Source organism: Streptomyces sp. KPB2 (assembly GCF_003950055.1).
In the GTDB taxonomy this organism is placed as follows: Bacteria; Actinomycetota; Actinomycetes; order Streptomycetales; family Streptomycetaceae; genus Streptomyces; species Streptomyces salinarius.
The window spans coordinates 542553-564858 of record NZ_CP034353.1; the positions used below are offsets into that span (position 1 = coordinate 542553).

24 protein-coding genes are annotated in these 22306 nt (G+C 74.3%); 11 read left to right on the forward strand and 13 right to left on the reverse strand.

The window, feature by feature from the left end; all coding sequences use genetic code 11:
• Positions 1–5: 5 nt before the first annotated feature.
• The 4 genes from D1J63_RS02450 to D1J63_RS02465 are packed head-to-tail and all read right to left on the reverse strand — an operon-like array spanning position 6 to position 1783.
• Complete coding sequence (locus D1J63_RS02450; RefSeq protein WP_125627515.1) at positions 6–872, reverse strand: MnhB domain-containing protein; 867 nt, start codon at positions 870–872, stop codon at positions 6–8.
• Positions 869–1159, reverse strand: coding sequence for a hydrogenase subunit MbhD domain-containing protein (locus tag D1J63_RS02455; RefSeq protein WP_125627516.1), 291 nt, complete (start codon positions 1157–1159; stop codon positions 869–871). Before D1J63_RS02455 ends, D1J63_RS02450 begins: the two co-directional genes overlap by 4 nt.
• Complete coding sequence (locus tag D1J63_RS02460) at positions 1152–1604, reverse strand: MrpF/PhaF family protein (RefSeq protein ID WP_125627517.1); 453 nt, start codon at positions 1602–1604, stop codon at positions 1152–1154. The genes D1J63_RS02455 and D1J63_RS02460 overlap by 8 nt, the downstream gene beginning before the upstream one ends.
• Entirely contained in the window at positions 1601–1783 is a 183-nt protein-coding gene (locus D1J63_RS02465; RefSeq protein ID WP_125627518.1) for a hypothetical protein, read from the reverse strand. Before D1J63_RS02465 ends, D1J63_RS02460 begins: the two co-directional genes overlap by 4 nt.
• A 357-nt stretch (positions 1784–2140) precedes the next feature.
• Between D1J63_RS02465 and D1J63_RS02470 the strand changes: the two genes are divergently transcribed.
• Together D1J63_RS02470 and D1J63_RS02475 are read left to right on the forward strand one after the other, a co-directional pair.
• A complete protein-coding gene (locus tag D1J63_RS02470; protein WP_125627519.1) occupies positions 2141–2686 on the forward strand; it encodes a VanZ family protein in 546 nt (181 codons plus the stop codon).
• Positions 2687–2811: 125 nt separating this feature from the next.
• The gene (locus tag D1J63_RS02475) at positions 2812–4068 is read left to right on the forward strand and encodes a glycoside hydrolase family 16 protein (RefSeq protein ID WP_125627520.1); all 1257 of its coding nucleotides are present in this window, start codon (positions 2812–2814) and stop codon (positions 4066–4068) included.
• A gap of 34 nt (positions 4069–4102) precedes the next feature.
• On the opposite strand, the gene D1J63_RS02480 is transcribed toward D1J63_RS02475, so the two are convergent.
• Positions 4103–4339, reverse strand: a complete 237-nt coding sequence (locus tag D1J63_RS02480; protein WP_061440857.1) for a hypothetical protein — start codon at positions 4337–4339, stop codon at positions 4103–4105.
• Between the two features lie 195 nt (positions 4340–4534).
• On the opposite strand from D1J63_RS02480, the gene D1J63_RS02485 reads away from it, so the two are divergent.
• From D1J63_RS02485 to D1J63_RS02500, 4 genes are all read left to right on the forward strand, one after another.
• The gene (locus D1J63_RS02485) at positions 4535–5566 is read left to right on the forward strand and encodes a PHP domain-containing protein (RefSeq protein ID WP_125627521.1); all 1032 of its coding nucleotides are present in this window, start codon (positions 4535–4537) and stop codon (positions 5564–5566) included.
• A 51-nt stretch (positions 5567–5617) separates the two neighbouring features.
• The gene (locus tag D1J63_RS02490) at positions 5618–6274 is read left to right on the forward strand and encodes an HAD family hydrolase (protein ID WP_125627522.1); all 657 of its coding nucleotides are present in this window, start codon (positions 5618–5620) and stop codon (positions 6272–6274) included.
• A gap of 106 nt (positions 6275–6380) precedes the next feature.
• Positions 6381–7592, forward strand: coding sequence for an FUSC family protein (locus D1J63_RS02495; RefSeq protein ID WP_164712692.1), 1212 nt, complete (start codon positions 6381–6383; stop codon positions 7590–7592).
• Positions 7593–7915: 323 nt separating this feature from the next.
• Complete coding sequence (locus tag D1J63_RS02500; protein WP_125627523.1) at positions 7916–8947, forward strand: SDR family oxidoreductase; 1032 nt, start codon at positions 7916–7918, stop codon at positions 8945–8947.
• Between the two features lie 97 nt (positions 8948–9044).
• Here D1J63_RS02500 and D1J63_RS02505 read toward each other — a convergent pair whose 3' ends face one another.
• Together D1J63_RS02505 and D1J63_RS02510 are read right to left on the reverse strand one after the other, a co-directional pair.
• The gene (locus D1J63_RS02505; RefSeq protein ID WP_125627524.1) at positions 9045–9353 is read right to left on the reverse strand and encodes a hypothetical protein; all 309 of its coding nucleotides are present in this window, start codon (positions 9351–9353) and stop codon (positions 9045–9047) included.
• 102 nt (positions 9354–9455) lie between these two features.
• Entirely contained in the window at positions 9456–10745 is a 1290-nt protein-coding gene (locus D1J63_RS02510; protein ID WP_125627525.1) for an ROK family transcriptional regulator, read from the reverse strand.
• A 152-nt stretch (positions 10746–10897) separates the two neighbouring features.
• On the opposite strand from D1J63_RS02510, the gene D1J63_RS02515 reads away from it, so the two are divergent.
• The 4 genes from D1J63_RS02515 to D1J63_RS02530 all read left to right on the forward strand — a co-directional run bounded on the left by D1J63_RS02515 (position 10898) and on the right by D1J63_RS02530 (position 15142).
• Positions 10898–11392, forward strand: coding sequence for an FBP domain-containing protein (locus D1J63_RS02515; protein ID WP_125627526.1), 495 nt, complete (start codon positions 10898–10900; stop codon positions 11390–11392).
• Between the two features lie 105 nt (positions 11393–11497).
• Positions 11498–12754, forward strand: a complete 1257-nt coding sequence (locus D1J63_RS02520) for an FUSC family protein (protein WP_176152862.1) — start codon at positions 11498–11500, stop codon at positions 12752–12754.
• Positions 12755–12808: 54 nt separating this feature from the next.
• Complete coding sequence (locus tag D1J63_RS02525) at positions 12809–13858, forward strand: hypothetical protein (RefSeq protein WP_125627527.1); 1050 nt, start codon at positions 12809–12811, stop codon at positions 13856–13858.
• A gap of 63 nt (positions 13859–13921) precedes the next feature.
• Positions 13922–15142 (forward strand): lactonase family protein, encoded by a 1221-nt coding sequence (locus tag D1J63_RS02530; RefSeq protein ID WP_125627528.1) that lies wholly within the window; start codon positions 13922–13924, stop codon positions 15140–15142.
• Here D1J63_RS02530 and D1J63_RS02535 read toward each other — a convergent pair.
• Together D1J63_RS02535 and D1J63_RS02540 are read right to left on the reverse strand one after the other, a co-directional pair.
• On the reverse strand, positions 15110–15835 hold the full coding sequence (locus D1J63_RS02535) for a DUF2470 domain-containing protein (RefSeq protein ID WP_125627529.1): 726 nt from the start codon (positions 15833–15835) through the stop codon (positions 15110–15112). The two genes, D1J63_RS02530 and D1J63_RS02535, sit on opposite strands and share 33 nt — an antisense overlap.
• 108 nt (positions 15836–15943) lie before the next feature.
• Entirely contained in the window at positions 15944–16552 is a 609-nt protein-coding gene (locus tag D1J63_RS02540) for a TetR/AcrR family transcriptional regulator (protein WP_125627530.1), read from the reverse strand.
• 121 nt (positions 16553–16673) lie between these two features.
• Here D1J63_RS02540 and D1J63_RS02545 point away from each other — a divergent pair, with 121 nt between their 5' ends.
• Complete coding sequence (locus D1J63_RS02545) at positions 16674–18266, forward strand: cytochrome P450 (protein WP_125627531.1); 1593 nt, start codon at positions 16674–16676, stop codon at positions 18264–18266.
• On the opposite strand, the gene D1J63_RS02550 is transcribed toward D1J63_RS02545, so the two are convergent.
• From D1J63_RS02550 to D1J63_RS02565, 4 genes are read right to left on the reverse strand one after another with little or no spacing between them, the layout of a single operon-like run.
• Positions 18234–19076, reverse strand: a complete 843-nt coding sequence (locus tag D1J63_RS02550; RefSeq protein WP_125627532.1) for a pentapeptide repeat-containing protein — start codon at positions 19074–19076, stop codon at positions 18234–18236. The genes D1J63_RS02545 and D1J63_RS02550 overlap by 33 nt on opposite strands.
• 55 nt (positions 19077–19131) lie before the next feature.
• On the reverse strand, positions 19132–20079 hold the full coding sequence (sigJ, locus tag D1J63_RS02555; RefSeq protein ID WP_125627533.1) for an RNA polymerase sigma factor SigJ: 948 nt from the start codon (positions 20077–20079) through the stop codon (positions 19132–19134).
• Positions 20080–20083: 4 nt separating this feature from the next.
• Positions 20084–20827, reverse strand: a complete 744-nt coding sequence (locus tag D1J63_RS02560) for a PIG-L deacetylase family protein (protein ID WP_125627534.1) — start codon at positions 20825–20827, stop codon at positions 20084–20086.
• A 55-nt stretch (positions 20828–20882) separates the two neighbouring features.
• The gene (locus D1J63_RS02565) at positions 20883–22184 is read right to left on the reverse strand and encodes an alpha/beta fold hydrolase (protein ID WP_125627535.1); all 1302 of its coding nucleotides are present in this window, start codon (positions 22182–22184) and stop codon (positions 20883–20885) included.
• Positions 22185–22306 lie beyond the last annotated feature (122 nt).

The window sequence follows — 22306 nt, forward strand, 5'->3', positions numbered from 1 at the left end:
CGCTCTCACTTCCCGCGCTGGTCGGGGTCGTCGTGCTGCTCGCCGGTCCTGCCGGTCTCGTCGCTCTTGCCGGTCCTGCCGGTCCTGCCGGTCCTGCCGGTCTTGCCGCTCTCGTCGCTGTCGTCGCTGTCGTCCTTCTCGCCCTCGTCCACGATCTCCACGGCCTGGTCCAGGAATCCGGCGAGCAGGACGACGACCGCACTGGCGACCTCCATGCCGATCGCGGCGTTCAGCAGCGGGACGGTGCCGCCGGAGGCGAGGGTGTTGAACGTGCCGTACGGGAGCAGCGTGTTGGCGAGGAAGGCGGAGCCCGCGAGCAGGGCGGCGAGGCCGGTGACGAGGTAGGCGCAGGCGGCGAGCGCGTCACCCGCCTCGTAGGGGCCGATGGGCCGCACGCGTTCCAGGGCCCGGTAGTCGGCGCCGAGGTACAGCAGGTGCAGGGCGGTGGCGGCGACGACGCCGCCCTGGAATCCGCCGCCGGGGCTGACCTGGCCGTGGGCGACGACGTAGAGGCCGGTCAGCAGGGCGACGGGCAGGACGAGCAGGGTGTAGCGGCGCACGGGCCGGGAGACGGCGGCGGGTTCGGGAGCCGCCCGGTGTTCGTCCCGGGTCTGGCGCAGCAGGACCACGCTGCCGAGGACCGCCGCGAACAGGATGCTCATCTCGCCGAGCGTGTCGAAGGCCCGCTGGTCGAAGGTGACGGAGGCGACGGTGTTGGCGGTGTGCCGGCCCAGGGACACCTCGACGGCCCGGTCGCCGTAGGGGTGCCGGTCGCCGCCGAAGGCGGGCAGGCGCAGGCAGGCGGCCACGAGGAGCGCGGCGAGGCCGGCGCCGCCGACGGCCACCAGCCACAGCCGCATGCGTGAACTCACGGTGCGCTCCCCCGTCCGCCCGGACCGGCCTGCCCACCCTGGTCGCGCCGGCCGCGCCTGCGCACCTTGCGGACCGTCAGCAGCAGCAACAGGGGTGTCAGGGCGGAGCCCACCGCCAGCTGCGACAGGCCCACGTCGGGCGCCTGGAGCACGGTGAACAGCACGGCGAGGACGACGCCGAGGACGGCCAGGACCAGGGACTGGCGCACCGGGTCACGGACGGCCACCGCCGCCGTGGCGGACGCGGCGACCAGCAGCAGCGCGACGACGATCACGGTTTCAGTCACGACGGACCTCCTGCATCCCGCCCGCGAGCGCCCGGGAGGCGACCAGGTTGCCGCCGACCAGCAGCACCCCGATCACCAGCAGCTTGACCAGGGCCCTGCCCGGCCCGGTGGCGACGCCCACCGCCACCACGACCGCGGCGCCGAGGGCCGCGGCGGTCCAGGTCGGGCCCCGGGCATGCGGCGGATCGTCGGCCAGTTCGTCGGCGAGCAGCCGGGCGAACACGAGCGTGCCGACCGGACCGAGGACGGCGAGCACCAGGGCGAGGTCGACGTACGCGGGGCGGTCGTAGCCCTGGGCGAGCAGCAGCAGCGCCGGGCAGGCCAGCGCGGTGCAGAGGTTCTGGGCGGTGGCGCGGCGGCGCAGGGGCCCGGTCGCGACCCCCCACAGGGTGACGCCCACCCCAGAGACGAGGACGACGACCGCGGCGAGGATCCAGCCGTTCACCGTCCGGTCACCGCCCGCCGCGCGCCGCGGGCCACGACCGCCGTCAGGGCCGAGGCGCCCGCGCCCACGGCGAGTTCCAGGGGGTCGACGGTGCTGACGAGGACCAGCCAGAGCGCGGTGAGCGGGACCCACCACGCGGCCACCTCGGCCACGGCGAGGAGTGTCCTACGGCTCTTCACACGCCACCTCCACGGCCCCGTTCGACCGTTCACGGCCCCGGCGCGACCCTTCACGGCCCTCTCGGCCCTCACGGCCCGGCTGTCCGGGACGTCACGTCCGTGATGCCCCGTGTGCCGTTCTTGTTGCTGTTCGTTCGGCTTCGCCGTCATCCAAGCACCGCGCGAGGGACGGCCGACGGCGGCGCGCGGTGGCACCCCCGGCCGGAGTGCCCCGGCCGGGCGAGGGAAAACCGGGCGCGGGATGCGATACGGCGGCATCGACGGGCACGGCTCGTTGTGCGCCCTCCCGGGGCATCCTCGGCGGCTGGGCGGGTAACCGCCCTACCACGCGGGGAAGTTGACGACTGGAGGACCGACATGGCTCGTGCCGTCTCAGGGCTGCGTCAGCGTCTGCGGCCGCGCCCCCGCGCCGCCGCGGCGCGGGAGACCGACCGTCGCGAACGGCACGCGCTCGCCCTGCCGTTGCGGCTGCTGGCGACGGCGTGCGCGTTCGTCTTCATGGTGGCGTTCGCGGTGGTGCTGGCACGCCTGACCCTCCACCCCTCCCCCGCCTCCGAGGCCCTGGCCCACACCAACCTGCACCCCGGGCGCTCGTTGAGGGCGTATCTGGACCAGCCCGCACTGCGCGACGCCGTCAAGCAGATCGGCGGGAACATCCTGCTGGGGGTGCCGTTCGGCGTCCTGGTCCCGGTCGTCGCCCCGCGCACGCGCGGGGTGCTGCGGGTGCTGCTGCTGACGGCCGTCGTGATGCTGCTGGTGGAGTTCGCGCAGGGCGCCCTCGTCACCGGGCGGGCCTTCGACATCGACGACGTCATCCTCAACACGGGCGGCGCGCTGATCGGTTACCTGCTTCTGGGCCGGCGGATGAGCCGCACGGTGCACGCGCGGCGGGCGCGCACCTGAGAGCGGCACATCTGGTCCGTACCAAGATATTGACCGACCCTTACCTCACTACTTGAATAAAGAGGCGACACTTCCACCCCCACCTCGGTCGGCGCCCTCGCGGGCGCCGTACGGAAGGGAGAGCCGTGGCCCGCCCACGCCTGCTCCGCAGATGTCTCCTCGCCGCCGCCCTGTCCGCCGGGCTGGCCGCGTCCCTCGTGACCGGCCCCGCCCAGGCGGAACCGGACGACTCCCCCGCGGTCGGCTCCTCGTCCTCGACGGCCGCCGCCGTGACCTTCTCCGACACCTTCGACGGCCCGGCCGGCGCCGCCGTCGACTCCTCGAAGTGGCAGATCGAGACCGGCGACAACGTCAACAACCACGAACGGCAGTACTACACCTCGGGCAACAAGAACGCCGCCCTGGACGGCCAGGGCCACCTGGTCATCACCGCCCGCAAGGAGAACCCGGCCAACTACCAGTGCTGGTACGGCACCTGTCAGTACACCTCCGCCCGGCTGAACACCTCGGGGAAGTTCACGGCGCAGTACGGGCACGTCGAGGCGCGGATGAAGGTGCCGCGCGGACAGGGCATGTGGCCCGCCTTCTGGATGCTGGGCACCCCGGTGAACTGGCCGGACTCCGGTGAGATCGACATCATGGAGAACGTCGGCTTCGAACCCTCCACCGTGCACGGCACCATCCACGGCCCCGGCTACTCCGGGTCCGGGGGCATAGGCGCCGGCTACACCCTGCCGGGCGGCCAGGCCTTCGCGGACGCCTTCCACACCTTCGCCGTCGACTGGGCGCCCGACTCGATCACCTGGTCGGTCGACGGCAACGTCTACCAGCGGCGCACCCCGGCCGACCTGGGCGGCAGGCAGTGGGTGTTCAACAAGCCGTACTTCCTGATCCTCAACCTCGCGGTCGGCGGCTACTGGCCGGGCGACCCGGACGGCTCCACGGTCTTTCCGCAGACCCTCGTCGTCGACCACGTCTCGGTGACCACGGGCGACTCCTCCTCCGGCGGCGCGATCCGGGGCCTGGCCGGCAAGTGCGTGGACGTCGCCGCGGCGAACACCACCAACGGCACGCCCGTCCAGCTCTACGACTGCAACGGCACCGCGGCCCAGCGGTGGACGGTGGGCTCCGACGGCACCGTCCGGGCGCTCGGCAAGTGCCTGGACGTCGACGCCGGCGGCACGGCGGACGGCACGGTGGTCCAGCTGTGGGACTGCAACGGCACGGCCGCCCAGCAGTGGGTCGTCACCGCCGCGCACGACATCGTCAATCCGCAGGCCGACAAGTGCCTCGACGTCACCGGCAACAACTCGGCCAACGGCACCCGGCTGCAGATCTGGACCTGCACGGGCGGCGCCAACCAGAAGTGGACGGTCGGCTGAGGCACCGCGCCGGGCGGGGCGGCCCGGACCCGTCCTAGTGCGCGGTCCAGGTGAACTTGTCCCCGCCCACCCAGCGGACGACCTCCGGGTCGTCCAGGTCATGGACGGTGATGCCGAAGGCGGCGGCGGCCTCCAGCACGTCGACGACGGTCCTGGCCTCGCCGACCACCTGGCCGTCGATCTCCACGATCCGGAACGGGGGCGGACCCGCCTGCACCCCGAAGACGAGGATCCGCGGATTGCCGATGTGCGGGCTGTCGATCTCGGTCATGCATCGAGGGTAGGCCGGAACCCGTTGAAGCGAGGAACCGCGGAGGCGGGGAAGCGCCGAAACGGGGCACCGTCCCCCGGTCCCGGCACGGACAGGGCCCCGTCCCGTGGTGCGGTTCCCCCCGCTCTGGGGAACCCTGGACGTGCCGGTGCAGGTCGGTGGGAGGGCCGGCCGAGGTGGGACGAGGAGGCGGCGATGGACCCCGTCGAGGCGCTGGAACGGATCGCGTTCCTCCTGGAGCGGACCCGGGCGCCGACGTACCGCGTCCGCGCCTTCCGCACCGCGGCCGGTGTGCTCGGGGGGCTCTCCTCCGCCGAGCTGCGCGAGCGGGCCGGCTCGCTCGAGTCGCTCAAGGGTGTCGGGCCCAGGACGGCGCAGGTGGCGCGCGAGGCGCTGGACGGACAGGTGCCCGGCTACCTCGCGAAACTGGAGGAGGAGGCGGACACCCCGCTCGCCCGGGGCGGGGAACGGCTGCGCGCGCTGCTGCGCGGAGACTGCCACCTGCACTCGGACTGGTCCGACGGCGGCAGCCCGATCGAGGAGATGGGCCGGACCGCGGCGGCGCTGGGGCACGAGTGGGCGGCCCTGACCGACCACTCGCCGCGCCTGACGGTGGCCCGCGGGCTCTCTCCGGCCCGGCTGCGCGAGCAGCTGGACGTGGTGGCGGAGCTCAACACGACCTGGGCGCCCTTCAGGCTGCTCACCGGCATCGAGTGCGACATCCTCGACGACGGCTCGCTCGACCAGGAGCCGGAGCTGCTGGAACGGCTCGACGTGGTGGTCGTGTCCGTGCACTCCAAGCTGCGCATGGACGCCCGCTCGATGACCCGCCGGATGGTGACCGCCGTCCGCGACCCGCACGCCGACGTCCTCGGGCACTGCACCGGCCGGCTGCTGACCGGGCGGGGTAGGCCGGAGTCGGAGTTCGACGCTGACGAGGTCTTCGCCGCCTGCGCGGAGTCCGGCACGGCCGTGGAGATCAACAGCCGGCCGGAGCGGCTGGACCCGCCCCGGCGGCTGCTGCGCCGGGCGGTGGCGGCCGGCGTGCTGTTCTCGATCGACACCGACGCGCACGCCCCCGGCCAGCTGGACTGGCAGATCCACGGGTGCGCCCGGGCCGAGGAGTGCGGGGTGCCCCCGGAGCGCGTGGTCACCACGTGGTCGCTGGACGAGCTGCTGGACTGGACGCGCGAGGGCCGTACACCGTCCGGAGTGGCGGGGCGCTGACGTGGTACCCGCCCGTCGAACCAGACTCCGCGGACCGGAAAGGGACAGTGCATGGAACGGGCGGCCGTGTTCGACGTCGACGGAACCCTCGTCGACACCAATCACCTGCATGTGACCACCTGGTGGGAGGCGTTCCGCCAGGCCGGTCACCGGGTGCCGATGCACGCGGTCCACCGGGCGGTGGGGCTGGCCTCCACCGACCTGATCGCCCATCTGCTGGGCGAGGACCGGGACACGGACCGGGACGCCGGACTGAGCGCCGCCCACAAGGCGCTGTACGGCCAGTACTTCGACCGGCTGCCCGCGCTGCCGGGCGCCGGGGACCTGCTGCGCCGCCTGGCCGGTGACGGCTGGAAGGTGGTCCTCGCCACCTCGGCGGGCGGGGCGGAGCTGGGCGCGCTGCGGCGGGCGATCGACGCGGACGACGCGATCGCCGCCACCGCGAGCGCCGACGACGTGGCCGCGGGCAAGCCGGCGCCGGAGCCGGTCGAGCACGCCCTGGAACTGGCCGGGGTGCCGGCCGAGCGGGCCGTCTTCGTCGGCGACACCGTGTGGGACATGCGGGCGGGCAGCCGGGCCGGGGTGCGCTGCGTGGGCGTGCTCTGCGGCGGTCTGCCGCGCGCCGACCTGGAGCAGGCGGGCGCCCGGGCGGTCTACGCCGACCCGGCCGACCTGCTGGCCTCCCTCGACGGGAGCCCGTTCGCATGAGCCGCGGGTCCGTGTGCCACCGCGGGAGGTTCCACCGCGAGGCACTGCGATGCGAGACGTTCCGCTGCGAGACGGGTCCGCCGGCCGTGCGGACCGCCGGCACCGCATGACCGCTGTGGTCCACGGCCTCCGGGAAGCGCTCCGGGGAAGGCGGCCGGCGGCCGCGGTGTGGTGGGAGGCGTGTGCCGTCGGACGAGCCGTGCGGGCCGCCTGGCGAGGCCCGGGGCGCGAACGCGACCTGATCGTGCAGTCGCTGAAGGCCGCGGGCGCGGCGCTGATCGCCTGGGCCGTGGCCGGGGTCTGGCTGGGCGACCCGATGGCGCTGATGGCGCCCTGGGTGGCGCTCGTCCTCGTGCAGGCCACCGTCTACAGCTCGGTGCGCCAGGCCGGACAGCAGTTCGCGGCGATCTGCGCCGGTGCGCTGGTGGCGTCGGTGGCGCAGGCGATCACGGACGACAACACGGGGGCGCTGGTGCTGTCCCTGCCGCTGCTGATGCTGGTGGCGAACTGGTCCCGGTTCGGCCGGCAGGGCATCTACGCGGCCACCACGGCGGTGTTCGTCCTGGCCTCCGGCACGGCGGTGTCGGCCGCGGCGGTCGGCCACCGGGTGGGACAGGCGGCGCTCGGCGCGGTCATCGGCGTGGCCGTCAACGCCCTGGTGCTGCCGCCGATCCACCTGAGGGACGTACGGGAGAACCTCGCGGCGCTGGCCCGGGAGTCGGGCGACCTCCTGTGCACCGTCGCCGGCGACCTGCGGGAGACCCGGTGGGACGCCCAGAGCGCGGCCTCCTGGTCGAGCGGTGCCGCGCGGCTCCAGCGACGTCTCGACGCGCTGTACTCGGCCCGCTCGTGGAGCCGGGAGAGCCTGCGGCTGACCTCGGGCCCCCTGCGCCGGCTGCACCGCGGCCCCACCGTGGCGCCGCCGGAGGACGAGGACCAGCGGTGGAGCCGGGTCACCGGAAACCTCACGGCGCTGACCCGGGCCTTGGCGGTCGCGGCCGACGAGCACCGGACCCCCGCGCCGCCAGAGGGCCCGGTACTCGACCTGTACGCACGCCTGCTGCGGCTGATCGGCCAGGCCTGTCACGCCGAGGCGGACCGGTTGGTGGGCGAGCGGCCCGACGGCGACACGGAGGAGGCCACCGAGGAGACGATGGAGGAACTGCACCGACGGCTTCAAGAAGGGCTGCGGGACCACGCCGGGCGGGAGGCGGCGGCGCGGACCGCGGTCCTGGGCACGCTGCTGCTCCAGGCGGAGAACCTGTGGGCCGAGATCGTGCCCGAGCCCCACGACTCGGCCGACCCGCGGGAGCAGTGACACACATCACCCCAAACCGCGACACACGGTGGAACACCGGCAGGTCGTTCGCCGTTGAACAGACCGTGGGTACGGATGGGACAGTGTCCCCGGGCCTCACCTATTGCCCACAGGGACGATCGTTCGGCTGAAGCCCTGTGGAGCCTTTCGCCGAGAGGCGACCGCCATCCGTATCCACCACCAGCCGCCCCGGCCGTGATTCCCCCGTCGCGGTCGGGGCTTCTCCTTGCGCGCCTTCGCGGCGCCCGCCCCCGCGCGTGCCTTTCCCCGGTGGCGGGTACCCGGTGCTCTCCGTACGGGCAGGCGGCCGAGAGGAGCACAGGGTGAGCAGCGCAACGGGCAGCAGGATCGTGGTCACGGGCGCCACGGGCAACGTGGGCACCAGCGTGGTGCGCGTCCTTTCCGAGGATCCGGAGGTGGGGTCCGTGCTGGGGCTGGCCCGGCGCGTCCCCGAGTGGTCGCCCGCCGGGACGGAGTGGGCCGCGGTCGACCTCGCCTCGGAGCAGAGCGACCTGGCCGGACACTTCGCCGGCGCCGACGCCGTGATCCATCTGGCCTGGGCGTTCCAGCCGACGCACGATCCGGCGACGACCTGGCGCACGAACGTCCTCGGCTCCATCCGGGTCTTCGAGGCGGTGGCCGCGGCGGGGGTGCCCGCGCTGGTGCACGCCTCGTCGGTCGGCGCGTACTCGCCGGGGCCGAAGAACCACGCGGTGGACGAGTCGTGGCCGACGCACGGCTGGCCGGACGCCGCGTACTGCCGGGAGAAGGCCTATCTGGAACGGGCCCTGGACACCTTCGAACGCGACCATCCGGGGATCCGGGTGGTGCGGATGCGGCCCGCCTTCCTGTTCAAGCGGGAGTCGGCCAGCGAGCAGCGCCGGATCTTCGGCGGCCGGTTCCTGCCGGGTCCCGCGGCGCGTCCGGAACTGCTCCCGTTCCTGCCGGACGTCCCCGGCCTGCGCGTGCAGGCCCTCCATACGGACGACGCGGCGGACGCCTACCGGCTGGCGGCGCGTTCCGAGGAGGCCCGGGGCGCGTTCAACCTCGCGGCCGAGCCGCCGGTGGACGCCGCGCTGCTGGGCGAGCTGACCGGGAAGCGGCCCGTACGGCTGCCGCGCACCGCGGCCCGCTCGGCCGTCGCCGCCGCGTGGGGGCTGCGGCTGCTGCCGGCCTCACCGCATCTGTTCGACGCGGTGCTGCGGCTGCCGATCATGGACTGCACGCGGGCGCGGGTGGAGCTGGGCTGGCGCGCCACGCGTACGTCCACGGAGGTGCTGGAGGAGTTCCTGCGGGGTCTGCGGGAGGGCGCCGGGGCGGCCACGGAGCCGATGCGCGGGCGCAAGGTCGGCTGAGGGCGGCGCCCAAGGCTGAGCGCGGCGCGCCCGGGGGCGGCGGGCGGGTGTCCGCCGCCCCTGCGGCTCGCCCGGGTGGCTCGCTCCGGTGCCTCGTTCAGCCGGAGGACTCGTCGGGCACCGGGTGCTCGGGGTGGACGGCTCCCGAGTGGGGTGCGCCCTGCCGGCCCGTGCCCGCCTCGTCGGTGTCGGGCACATCGGTCGCGGGCCCGGTCTCCGCGTCGCCGGCGGCCTCCCCGTCGTCCTCGGGCCGCTCGTTGCCCGGGCCCTGCAGGTGCTCGCGCTGCTCGCGGGTGGGCGCGGCGGCCTCCCACGGGTCGTCGTGGTCCCCGGCCTGCTGGTCCGGCATGTCGCGCGGGACGGGGGCACCGTTCTCCCCCGGCCCTTCGTGGCGGTGGTCGGACACGGCGCGCTCCTTCCCGTGGTTCTCCGTTCGTCCGAGACCGTCGGCAGTGCTCCGACGGTCTTCGGAGCGGCGTCGGGTACCTCCCCGGTGACCGGCGAAACCTCAGTGCGGCGCCCGCTCGTCGAGCGCCGTGCGCCAGGCGGGGACCGGTTGGTCGGGGGCCGGCTCGGGCCGCCTGCCGCCGCGCGCGAAGAAGTCGGCCAGGGGCAGGATCGCGGCGCCCACCGTGACGGCGTCCGGGCCGAGCCGGCCCAGGCCGATCGTCACCTTCCCGGCGGGGTGGCGCAGCGCGTACGCCACGGCGTGCCGGCGTACGGCGGGCAGGAAGCGGGTGCCGAGCTGCAGGCCGGCCCAGCCGCCGATGAGGATGCGCTCGGGCTGGAAGAGGTTGATCAGGTCGGACAGACCGGCGCCCAGGTACTCGGCGGTCTCCTCCAGGACGGCGAGCGCGACCGGGTCGGCCGCCTCGCCGCCGGACGGGTGGGCGGCGGCGAGCAGCGCGGTGAGGCCGCTCTCCTCGTCGGTGCCCCGCGGCACCCGGCCGCCCTCCTCCCGCCAGCGGGCCAGCAGTGACTCGGCGCCCGCGTACGCCTCCAGGCAGCCGAGTGCCCCGCAGCGGCAGCGGCGGCCTCTGACCCGGACCGTCAGATGCCCCCACTCCACCGCCCGGCCCTGCTCGACCTCGGGGGTGACGAGGCTGGCGCCGACACCGGAGCCGAACAGGACGACGACCGCGTTGCGGGCGCCGCGTCCGGCGCCGAACCACATCTCGGCCTGGCCGAGGGTCTTGGCGCCGTTGTCGACGAGGTAGGGGACGCCGTCGGGCAGCGGGGAGCCGGCGCGGAGCAGCGCCTCCAGCGGGACCGCGTCCCAGCCGATGGTCTGGCCGTGCACCACGGCGCCGCGGTCGGCGGTGTGCTCGACGATGCCGGGGACGCCGATCCCGGCGCCGAGCAGCCGTTCGGGCGGGAGCCCGGCCGTGGCCAGCACCTCGGCGATGCCGTCACGGATGTGGCCGACGATGACGTCGACGTCGTAGCGCTGCTGGGCCAGGGGGCGTTCGGCGCGGGCGAGTTCGGTGAGCGTCAGGTCGAACAGTTCGACCCGTACCCGGGTCTCGCCGACGTCCACGCCGATCATGTGGCCGCTGGTGGGGGCGACGCGCAGCAGGGTGCGGGGCCGGCCGCCGTCGGACTCGACGCTGCCGGCCTCCTCCACCAGGCCGTCGGCGACCAGGTCGGCGACCACGTTGCTGACGGAACCGGAACTGAGGCCGGTGGCCGGGCCCAGTTCGAAGCGGCTGAGCGGTCCGTCGAAGTAGAGCCGCTGCAGCACGGCCGTACGGTTGGCCCTTCTGAGGTCGCGTACCGTGCGCCCGTTCCGCCCCGCCATGTGACTCCTCCCCTGCTGTGTTTCCGGTCTGCAACCTACCTCTGCGGGACGGCCGCGCTCCCCGGAATTCGGTGGCGACTCACCCGCAGGCTATCTACGCTAGGCGAAAACCTAGGAACCCTAGGACGACTTTCGACCCCGAGGAGGCTCCCATGAGAGCACTCGACGAGCGGGCCATCCGCACCTCCTTCATCAACTGCTCGAAGGGCGAGGCCAAGCGTCTGACCGTGCCCCGCGACCTCGACGAGCGTCCGTGGGACGATCTCGACTTCTTCGGCTGGCGGGATCCCGGTGCGCCCGACCGCAGCTACCTGGTCGCCGAACTCGACGGACGCACCACCGGTGTGGCGCTGCGGTTCCAGCAGGCCCGCGCCGGCTCCTTCCGGCGCAGCATGTGCGGGCTGTGCCTGACCACGCACCCCCGGGGCGGGGTGTCGCTGATGACCGCGCGCAGAGCGGGGGCGGCGGGCCGCGAGGGCAACTCGGTCGGCCTGTACATGTGCACGGACCTCGCCTGTTCGCTGTACCTGCGGGGCAGGAAGACGCCGGAGGGCGGCGGCAGGTTCGAGGAGAGCCTCACCGTGGAGGAGCAGATCGCCCGCGCGCTGGGCAATCTCTCCGCGTTCGTCGCCAAGGTGACCGGCTGACCCGTCCGGCGGCGCGCGGCGCGTGAGAGGGGCCCGGCCGCCCGCGTCCGGCTACCGTCCTGATCGGACACGTTCGAGGCGCCTGCGGAAGGGAACAGCCCGAGGATGCGGGATGTGCTGGAGGCCGCGAGGGCGGCTCTGCGGCGGGTGAAGTGGCTCAGGGACCCCATGGTCGTGCAGGCCCTGCGCTCCGCCGCCGCGGCTTCGATCGCCTACGTCATCGCGGTGCGGCTGACCCCCGACAAGTCGGCGGCGCCGCTCACCGCTCCCCTGACCGCCCTGCTGGTCGTCCAGGTCACCCTGTACGCCACGCTGAAGATGAGCTTCCGCCGGGTGAACGCCGTGGTGGCCGGTGTTCTGGTCGCCATCGCCTTCAGTCAGCTGGTCGGGCTGAGCTGGTGGAGCCTGGCCCTGATCATCGTGGCGGCCCTGGGCGTCGGGCACCTGGTGCGCGCCGAGGAGTTCACCGCCGAGGTGGCGATCAGCGCGATGCTGGTGCTCGGCGTGACCTCGCACGGGAGCCTGGCGTGGGCCCGGGTGGTGGAGACGCTGATCGGGGCGATCGTCGGCCTCGTCTTCAACCTGATCCTGGCGCCTCCCGTGTGGGTGGAGCAGGCCGGTGAGTCCGTCGTGGGGCTGGCCCGGCAGGTGCGGCAACTGCTGCTGCGCATGGGCGAGGAGGCCGCCGGCAGCACGCCGTTCCACGAGGCGGCGGCCCGGCTGCACGAGGCGCGCCGGCTCGACCACGACATCGGCGAGGTGGACGAGGACCTCCGCCAGGCCGAGGACAGCCTGCGGTTCAACCCCCGGGTGCGCGAGGGACTGCTGCACCGGGTCGTGCTGCGCACCGGCCTGGACACTCTGGAGATCTGCACGGTGGTCATGCGGGTCCTCGCACGCAGCTTCACCGACCTGGCCAAGGAGCGGGAGCCGGAGCCGCTGTTCGCCCCGGAGACGGGAGTCGCGATCCAGCAGCTGCTGTCCGAGATCGCGGACGCCGTGGTGAGCTTCTCGGTACTGGTCACCAGCAGCGTGAGCGAGAACGCCGAGTCCGCGGAGGAGCGGCTGGCCGCCGAGTTGCGCCAGGCCGCGGCCACCCGGGACAGGCTGGCCGACCTGCTGCTCGACGAGGTGCGGCGCGACGCGAGGCAGTGGCAGCTGCGGGGCGCGGTGCTGGCCGAGGTGAACCGGATCATCGACGAGATGGACACCGAGCACCGCTCCCGCCGGCTCCTGGAGGAGCTGGACCGCCACACGCGCGAGCAGCGCGAACGCATGCCGCGGCTGACCCGGTTGCGGGACAGGGTACGGTCCCGGCTGCGTCGGCGGAACCGCGGCACCGCCGCCCGGCGTTCCTCTTGAAGGACGAGGAACGGTTCACGAGGAACGGTTCGCGGCGAGTGAGGGGGCGTTCGGATGACCGGCACCAGTGTGCGGATCGACGGGAACCGGCTGATGCTGCCGGGCGGTGCGACGGTGCGTTTCGTACGCACCCTGCGGCTGCCCGAGACGGGAACGCATCCGCTGCCGCCGGGGCTCGGCGAGTTCCCGGTCCGCCGGGTGTCGGACTACGCCGACACCGTGCCCGAGGAGTGGCGTGCGCGCGGCGGTGTGATGCTGCCGGTGTACCTGCGGGAGGCCATGTGGCTGAGTTTCGCGGGCACGCTGGAGCCCGCCGCCCTCCAGGTGGGGGTGGGCAAGGTGTGCGCGGTCTCGGGCAGGCCGTGGAGCGACCGGCTGTCCCGCGATCCGCAGAACTACGTGGTCCTCCCCCGCCAGCCCTGGCTGGACGGCATCAACTCCGGTTGCGGCACGGTCCGTCAGTTCGTGGCGGTGCCCCTCGGCATGGGCGCGACCGTCGAGGGCCAGGTCACCGGTGAGGAGGTCTGGGGAGGCGTCCAGTTGCAGGCGTTCACCCTGAGCGCCCCCGCGCTGGCCCGCTGGCGCGAGGAGGAGCGGCGCCGCAGGGAGGCGGCTCCCCGGGCACGCTCGGCCGGGGCCTTCGGGGTTCCGGCGCCGGGAGCGGCCCCGGCCGCCCCCGGCGCGGCCCCGGGCTACGGGGGGACGATCCGGCGCCGGTCCGCGCCCGCCATGGGGCTCGGGGTGGGCGGCTCCATGCGCCAGGAGGTGTACCGCGACCAACGGCCGCCGACGGACTGGGCCGAGCAGCCGGCCGGCCGGGTCTTCGTGCACCTGGTGACGCCGCCCGAGTGGCGCCGCATCACCGGGGAGGCGCCGCCGCCGACCCCCGTGGACCGGGCCGCGTACACCCGGGCCGGTCTGCCCTGGTACGACTACTACGACCAGGACGCCCACGATCTCGCGCCCGCCGAGCCGCTCCAGGACGTCAGGCCGGTCGGGGACTGGGTCGGCGACGACCACGAGCCGTGGCAGGCGCCCACGCCCCACCAGGTCCACCCCCTCAAGGACGCTCCGGGCAAGCCGGTGCGGGACGGGGACTGGTAGCGGCGGCGTGGAGCTGCGGGGACGACGCGCGCGGCCGTCGGGACCGGGACGGGAGGACTCGGCATGAGCGGCGACGGGTGGAGCAGGCGGCGGTTCGTCGGGGTGCTGGCGCGGGCGGCCGGCGCGGCAGCGGCGCTTCCGGCGGCGGCCTGTGGCGGGCCGTCGGAGCCGGACGGGCCGTCCCCGACGGCCACCGGGCCGGGGGCGAGCGAAGGCGCGTCGGGGAGGCAGCGGGAGTCCCCCGGACCCCGGCGGCTCCTCCTGGGCACCTACACCTCCGCCGAGGGCGGCGGCAGGGGCGTCGGGCTCGCCGAGTACGACCCCGGCACCGGCCGGATCACCGGCCGGGGTGTCCTCGCCGAGATGGACGACCCCTCGTATCTGGCGGTCCATCCCGACGGCCGCACCCTGTACGCGGTGAACGAGCGCGCGGACGGGGCGGTGACCGCCGTCCGGCTGTCGGACCGCAGGGTGCTGGGCAGCCGGAGCACCTCGGGAGCGGCGCCCTGCCACCTGTCCGTGCATCCGGGCGGACGCTGGCTGTTCAGCGCCAACTACGGCTCGGGCAGCGTCGCCGTGCACCCGATCGACGCCTCGGGCGCCCTCGGGGAGCGCACCGGCCTGGTCACGCACTCCGCTCCCCCGCCGGGCCCGGGACAGCAGGGCCCGCACGCCCACCAGGTGCTCACCGCTCCGGACGGGGGCCATGTGCTGGCCGTGGACCTCGGCACGGACACCGTGTACACCTACCGCCTGGACGAGGACGCGGGGACCCTCGATGAGGTCTCGCGGGCACGGACCCGGCCGGGCGCCGGGCCCCGGCACCTCGCCTTCCACCCCGGCGGGCGTCACGCCTACCTCGCCAACGAGGTCGACAACACCGTCGCGGTCTGCGCGTACGACCCGGGAACGGGACGCCTGACCGTGGGCGAGGCGCAGTCCACCGGTGCGGAGCCGGGCCCGGGGTCCGGCACCAACTACCCGGCGCAGTTCCTGGTCACGTCCGACGGCGCGTACGCCTTCCTCGCCAACCGGGGGCACGACAGCATCGCGCGGTACGCGGTGGAGGACCGGGGCGCCCGGCTCCGGTTCCTCGGCACGGTGCCGGTGGGCGGCGACTTCCCCCGGCAGATCGCCTTCTCCCCGGACGGCGGGCTGCTGTTCGCGGCCAACCAGCGCTCCGGCACCGTCAGCGTGTTCCGCGTGAGCGGAGAGGGTGGCGAACTGCGCCTCGCGGGAGAGCCGTTCGCCTCACCCGTCGCCGTCTGCGCGCTGCCGCTGTAGGGCCCGCGGGCAGGAGGCGGTGCCCGCCTGCGCGAGGAGCACGTGCACCCGCTCGGTGAGCTGCGCGATCTCGTCGGCGGGCGCGTGGAACGGCAGGCGTACGTCGCCGTGGTCGCGGACGCGTTCGATGCGCAGGGTCAGACCGTGCCGGTCGACGGCGAGGGGCCGCACCCGGACGGCACCGTGCAGGCTGTCCGGGTCGACGAGCCGGGTCAGCCGCTGGACGGCGTCGTCGTGGCAGTCGGCGAGATGGGTCAGCAGCCGTGCCTCGGCCAGGGCCAGCGGGTCGGGCGCGGCGGCGGTGAACTCGTCGACATCGACCACCACGGCCCCGGAGGGGCGCCGCAGCACCACGCGGGTGGGCCGGAAGGCGAGGTGTCCGTCCTCCACCGCCATCCAGCCGGCGAGCCAGAGTCTGGCCCTGATCCGGCCCCGCACGGGGACGGGCGCCACGTCGGCGAACTCCAGCACGGCGGACGGCTCCCCGCGGGGCGCGCACAGCGCCGTGGCGAGCAGCGTGCTGTCCTCGGGCACGTGCAGGAGCACCCGGCCGTCGTCGGCCACGGTGTGCGCGCCGACGAACTCCTCGCGGCCGCCCTCCGCGGTCACCGCGCAGGACCAGGCGGCGGCGAGCACGGACCGGGCCTGTTCCGCCGCGGCCGGCGCGGCCGTCCAGACGTGGCTGTCACCCATCCCAACCTCCGTTCGGCAATTCATTAGGTAAGGCTCACCTAACCTATCGGAGATCGGGGGGCACGCCAACCACGACACCTCCTCGAACCGGCATCCGGACAGGCGCCGTCAGGGCGCGATGGCCCCCAGCAGCGCCCGGGCGCACAGGTCCCGCACCTGCTCACGGGCCGGTTCCGGATCCCGCAGCCACTCCAGGCAGACCGCGGTGGTGAAGGCCAGCCAGCCGCGCACCGCCAGCCGTACGTCGCCGCGCTCCTCGAAGGCCGGGCCGAACTCGGGGTCGGCGGCCAGGGCGGCGAGGATCTGCCGCTCCTGCGCCGCGAGCGCCTTCCGGTAGACGCGGCGCACGGCCTGGTCGCCGGTCGCGTCGGCGCGGTGGAAGGCGCGGTAGCCGTGCGCGTGCGCCCGGACGTACTCCAGGTACGCGTCGAGGCCCGCGGTCAGCTGCTCGCGCACCGGGACGCCGGGCACGGCCGCCGTCATCCGCAGCATGCGCTCGCTCTCCCGCTCGACGACCGCGGCGAAGAAGTCCCGCTTGTTCGGGAAGTAGTGGTACAGCAGCCCGCGGGAGACCCCGGCGATCTCGGCGACCCGCTCGATCCGGACCTCGTCGTAGGGACCGTCCGAGAACAGCCGCGCGCCCACCGAGAGCAACTGCTCCCGGCGCTCGGCGGTGCTGAGCCGGCGGCGGGTGCGCTCGCCCTGGTTCACGGCCATGCCCGCACCTTACTTGACGCCGGTTCAACAACGGGTCGAGACTGTGACGCGTTATTGAATCCATGTACAACACGCTCGCCTCGGTCGTGCAACACGCCGCTGCGTCAAGGGAGATCGCGTCATGGCCCGGACAGCGAGGGAAACGGCCCGGGACGGCCTGCCGAAGGGCTTCCGCAGCGCCGAGCTGGGCTGGCCCGAACTGCGCCGCATCCCGCACCCGCCGTACCGGCTGCCCCTGCTCGGGGACGTGGTGGGGGCGAGCAGGCGCACTCCCATGCAGGACTCGCTGCGGTACGCGCGGAAGCTGGGGCCGATATTCAGGCGGCGGGCCTTCGGCAAGGAGTTCGTGTTCGTGTGGGGCGCCGCCCTCGCCGCCGACCTGGCGGACGAGACGCGGTTCGCCAAGCACGTCGGCCTGGGGGTGGCCAACCTGCGGCCGGTCGCCGGGGACGGACTGTTCACGGCGTACAACCACGAGCCCAACTGGCAGCTCGCGCACGATGTGCTGGCCCCCGGGTTCAGCCGCGAGGCGATGGCCGGGTACCACGTGATGATGCTGGACGTGGCCGCGCGGCTCACCGCCCACTGGGATCTGGCGGAGGCGGCGGGCCGGGCGGTGGACGTGCCCGGCGACATGACCAAGCTGACGCTGGAGACCATCGCGCGCACCGGCTTCGGGCACGACTTCGGCTCCTTCGAACGCTCCCGCCTCCACCCCTTCGTCACCGCGATGGTGGGCACGCTCGGGTACGCGCAGCGCCTGAACACGGTGCCCGCGCCGCTCGCCCCGTGGCTGCTGCGCGAGGCGAGCCGCCGCAACGCCGCCGACATCGCCTACCTGAACCGCACGGTCGACGACCTCGTCCGCGAACGCCGGGCGGGTGGCGGCGTCAGGGGCGGGGACGGCGACCTGCTCGACCGGATGCTGGAGACGGCCCACCCGGAGACCGGTGAGCGGCTGTCGCCCGAGAACGTGCGCCGGCAGGTCATCACCTTCCTCGTCGCCGGGCACGAGACGACCTCGGGCGCGCTCTCCTTCGCCCTGCACTACCTCGCCCGCCACCCCGACGTCGCGGCCCGGGCCCGGGCCGAGGTGGACCGCGTGTGGGGCGGCACGGAGGCGCCCGGCTACGAGCAGGTGGCCAAGCTGCGCTACGTGCGCCGGGTGCTCGACGAGTCGCTGCGGCTGTGGCCGACCGCGCCCGGGTTCGCGCGGGAGGCCCGCGAGGACACGGTGCTCGGTGGCGCGTATCCGATGCGGCGCGGGGCCTGGGCGCTGGTGCTCACGGGCATGCTGCAGCGCGATCCGGAGGTGTGGGGGGCGGACGCCGAGCGGTTCGACCCGGACCGCTTCGACGCGAAGGCCGTACGCGCGCGTGCCCCGCACACGTTCAAGCCGTTCGGGACGGGGGCGCGGGCGTGCATCGGGCGGCAGTTCGCGCTGCACGAGGCGACGCTGGTCCTCGGGCTGCTGCTGCGCCGCTACGAGCTGCGGCCGGACCCCGGCTACCGGCTGCGGGTGACCGAGCGGCTGACGCTGATGCCGGAGGGGCTGCGCCTGCACCTGGACCGGCGGACCGCGTCGGCGCCGACGCCCGCTTCCCGCGCGGACGACACCGGGGAAGCCGCGGACGGCACCGGGGAAGCGGGAAAGGAAGGCTCCGGGAAGGCCGGCCCGGCGTCACGCTGCCCAGTGCACCGGGCGGGTGACTGAGCCCGGCAGCCTGGTGCCGGGGCCGCCCCGGGCCGCGTTGACCTGGGGCTGGGTCAGGAAGAAGGCTCCGGTCAGGTCCGCGTCGGTCAGGTCGGCGTCGCGCAGGTCCGCGCCGATCAGGTCGGCGCCCCGCAGGTCGGCTCCGGTGAGGTCGGCGGCGATGAGGTAGGCCCCGCGCAGATCGGCGCCGGCGAGGTCGGCGCCCCTCAGGCGCGCGCCCATCAGGTCGGCGTTGCGGCGGTTCTTCTTCCGGCCGCGGGTACCGGCCCGGGCCAGCTCGCTGGTGCGCAGCAGGAGCGCGTTGACGCGCTGCCGGTGTGCGGGCACGTCGAGGGCGGCCAGCTCCTCGGGGGTGCCCCCGGCGAGGCGCTCGGTGTCGGCGAGGGCGCGGCGCAGGTCGGCGTGGACCGGGCGGGCGGCGGGCAGGGTCAGCGCCTCGGTCAGGTACCAGAGCAGCTCGTGCAGTTGGCGGACGACCGGGAACACGTCGAACATGCGGCGCCGGTGCTCGGGCGGGCCGCCGCGCCAGTCCGCGCCGCCGAAGGTGACCTGCGAGACCCGCTGCCCGGCGCCGAAGCAGTCGTAGACCGTGCAGCCCGTGAAGCCGCGTTCCCGCAGTGTCGCGTGGATGCCGCACCGGTGGTCGGTGCGGAGGTTCGTGCAGGGTGTGCCGGCGTCCTTGTCGAGCGCGAAGTCCGCCGAGCGGGCGAACGGCAGGGCCACGCAGCACAGGCCGAAGCAGCTCGCGCAGTCGCCGCGCAGTTCCGTTCCGGCCCGCGCGTCCGACCGGTCCGCCGTGTCCTCTCGCATGTCGTCGAGGATACGGGCCGTCACCGCGCGGGCCCGACCGGCCCCGCGCGGCCGGTCAGGCCTCCAGCGCGGACAGGTCCAGCCGGGCCAGCCGCTCCGGGTCGGACAGGATGTACAGGCCCGTGATGAGACCGTCGGCGACGGTGACGTAGGTGACCGACCGCGGCTCCCCCTCCGAGACGGCGACGGTGCCGACCGCGCCGTTGACCAGGACGACGCGGGCGAGCCCGGCGAGGTGGCGGAAGTGGAACGCCCCGGTGGCGACCGTCCGTGCTCCCCGCACCACCTTGGACGCCGCCATGCCCCGGGCGAGCGCGCCGGCGTCGGCCCGCAGCACCACGTCCGGGTGGAGGACGGACACCAGGGCGTCGAAGTCACCGGCGCGGCTCGCGGCCAGGAACGCGTCGACCACCTGGCGCTGGCGGCCCAGGTCCGGTTCGGCGGCGGGGGTCGCCTCGCGCACGCGGCGCCGGGCCCGGCTGGCGAGCTGCCTGGTGGCGGCCGGGCTGCGCTCGACGACCGGTGCGATGTCGTCGAAGGGCACGGCGAACATGTCGTGCAGGACGAATGCCAGTCGCTCGGCCGGTTCCAGGGTCTCCAGGACGACCAGCAGGGCGATGCCGACCGAGTCGGTGTGGAGGGCCTCCTGCTCCGGGTCGGCCTGCGGCAGGGCCCTCAGCACCGGGTCCGGCACGAAGCTGTCGAAGCCCTCGGTCATCGGCTCCTCCCTGCGTGCGGTGCGGGAGCGCAGCAGGTCCAGGCAGATCCGGCCGGTCACGGTGGTCAGCCAGGCTCCGAGGTTGTCGATGCCCTCCTCGCCGGAGCGGTCGAGCCGCAGCCAGGCCTCCTGCACGGCGTCCTCCGCCTCGGTCAGCGAGCCGAGCATGCGGTAGGCCACCGCCTGGAGCTGCCCGCGGTGCTCCTCGAAGCGCTCCGCGAGCCCCTGCTGACCCCGTACGTCCCGCACGTCCCGCACGTCCTGCCGACCCCGCTCCCCAGCCATGCCGCTACCGTCCGAAGACTTCGAAGGTCACCGCCGGCTTCCCGCCGAACCGCTCCCCGGCGGCCTGGGCGAAGCCGGTGAGGAAGCCGCGTACGTACGTCTCCGGGTCCTCCTCGGTCAGCACCTCGATGTAGGTGCGGTGTTCCAGCAGCGAGCGCACCGCGCGTTCGAGGCCCGGGGCGGCGTCCACGGCGTGGGTGGGCGAGGAGGAACCGGCGACCGCGACCCAGCGCACGCCGTTCCACGGTTCGAGGCCCTGCTCGGTCAGCTCCGGGAAGATCCAGCGGTTGCCCGCGTCGGCCACCGCGTCGAGGGTGGCGCGGCCGACGGCGACGTGGTCCGGGGTGTTCCAGGCGACGCCGCCCCAGGTGTCCCGGTGGTTCAGGGTGATGACCAGCTCGGGCCGGTGCCGGCGGATCGCGGCGGCGATGTCGCGGCGCAGCGCGGTGCCGTACTCGATGACACCGTCCCGGTGGTCCAGGAACTCCACCTCGCTCACCCCGACGACGGCGGCACTGGCGCGCTGCTCCCGCTCACGCAGCGGCGCGCACTCGTCCGGCGGCAGCGTGTCGATGCCCGCCTCGCCCCGGGTCGCGAGCACGTAGGCGACCTCGCGGCCCTCGTCGGTCCAGGCCGCGATCGCCGCCGAGCAGCCGTACTCCAGGTCGTCCGGGTGGGCCACGACGGCGAGGGCGCGGCGCCAGTCGCCGGGCATGGGCTCCAGTTGCGTGATCGTCGGCTCCGTCATGCCCGCACACTAACCCGCGCCACCGACATCCCACCCGGTAATTCGGCGGGTGCCGTCATGCCTCGTCGCGGGCGAGTGCGAGCAGCCGGTCCAGGACGCGGGGGCCGCCGGTCCGTACGCCGTCGTGCTCGAACTCGTCGGTGACCCAGGTGCGCAGCCCCCGGATCGCACGGGCGGTGGTCAGCGCGTGCGAGGTGTCGACGTACATGTCGTCGTGGTAGACGGCCGCGGCGGCCGGCACCTCGTTGGCGGCGAGGCGGGCGGGGTCGTACAGCGGGGTCCAGTCGGTGCGGGCGGCGAGCAGTTCCGCCGTCTCGCGCAGCGGGCGCAGGGCCGGGTCGCAGTCGTACATCCAGGGGTGGATGGTCTCGCCGGTGAACAGGAGCGGGTCGTCGCCCGCGAGGGCCTTGGCGGCGTCGAAGCGCGGGAACTCGGCACGGACCCGCTCGGCGGACCAGGCGGTGGGGCGCGCGTCCTGGCCGTAGATGGCCTCGTGGACGAGGGCGTACAGCGGGCGGCTCGCGTACGACAGCAGTCCCTGGACCTGTTCCTGGAAGGCGTCGGAGAGCTCGTGCCCGTTCGGGGTGCGGACGAAGGCGTCCTCCAGGAGGAAGTGCAGCTGGTGGCTGCCTTCCCCGCCGCCGAGCATGATGCCGAGGGACTGGAAGGCCTCCACGGTGAGGCGGTAGCCGTTCGGCAGGACCACGTCGTGGGTGAGGAGGTGGTCGGCGATGCGGCGGGCGCGTTCGACGTCCTGCGGGTAGCGGGCGTAGTGCGCGACGACCTTGCGCTCGATGCGGGGGTAGGCGGCCCGGTAGACGTCGTCGGCGTGGGCGTCGAGGGAGGGCAGACCGCCGGTGATCAGCGCCGTGCGCACGCCCTCGGGGGCGAGCGACAGGTAGCTGACGGTGCAGAAGCCGCCGAAGCTCTGGCCCAGGACGGTCCAGGGGGCGCCGCCGGTGACCCGGGGGCGGATGGCCTCGCAGTCGCGGACGATGGCGTCGGCGCGGAAGTGGGCGAGGTAGTCGGCCTGCTCGGCGGGGCCGCCGCGCAGCGGGAGGGTCTGGCGGTTCGCGGGGGTGGAGGCACCGGTGCCGCGCTGGTCCAGGAGCAGTACGCGGTACTCCTCGAGGGCGCGGCCGAACCAGGCGGGGCGGCCGACGAAACGGTTCGCCTTGCCTCCGGGGCCGCCCTGGAGGTACAGCAGCCACGGCAGGTCCTTGTCGGCCTTGTCGCTCGCGACGGCCTCGCGGGCGTACAGCTCGATCGTCTCGCCGTTCGGGTCGGCGTGGTCGAGGGGCACGGTGAAACGGCGGTCGGTGAGGACGACGCCTGGCTGGCGGTAGCTGACGCTCAACGGGGCTCCCGGGGCGGACGGACGCGACGGCCGATTCTTTCGGCCGTGTCCCAGTTCAGCACATCGTCCTGCGGCGTCCGACCCCCGGGATCATGAAATCGTTTCGCACGCTGTACTGAACG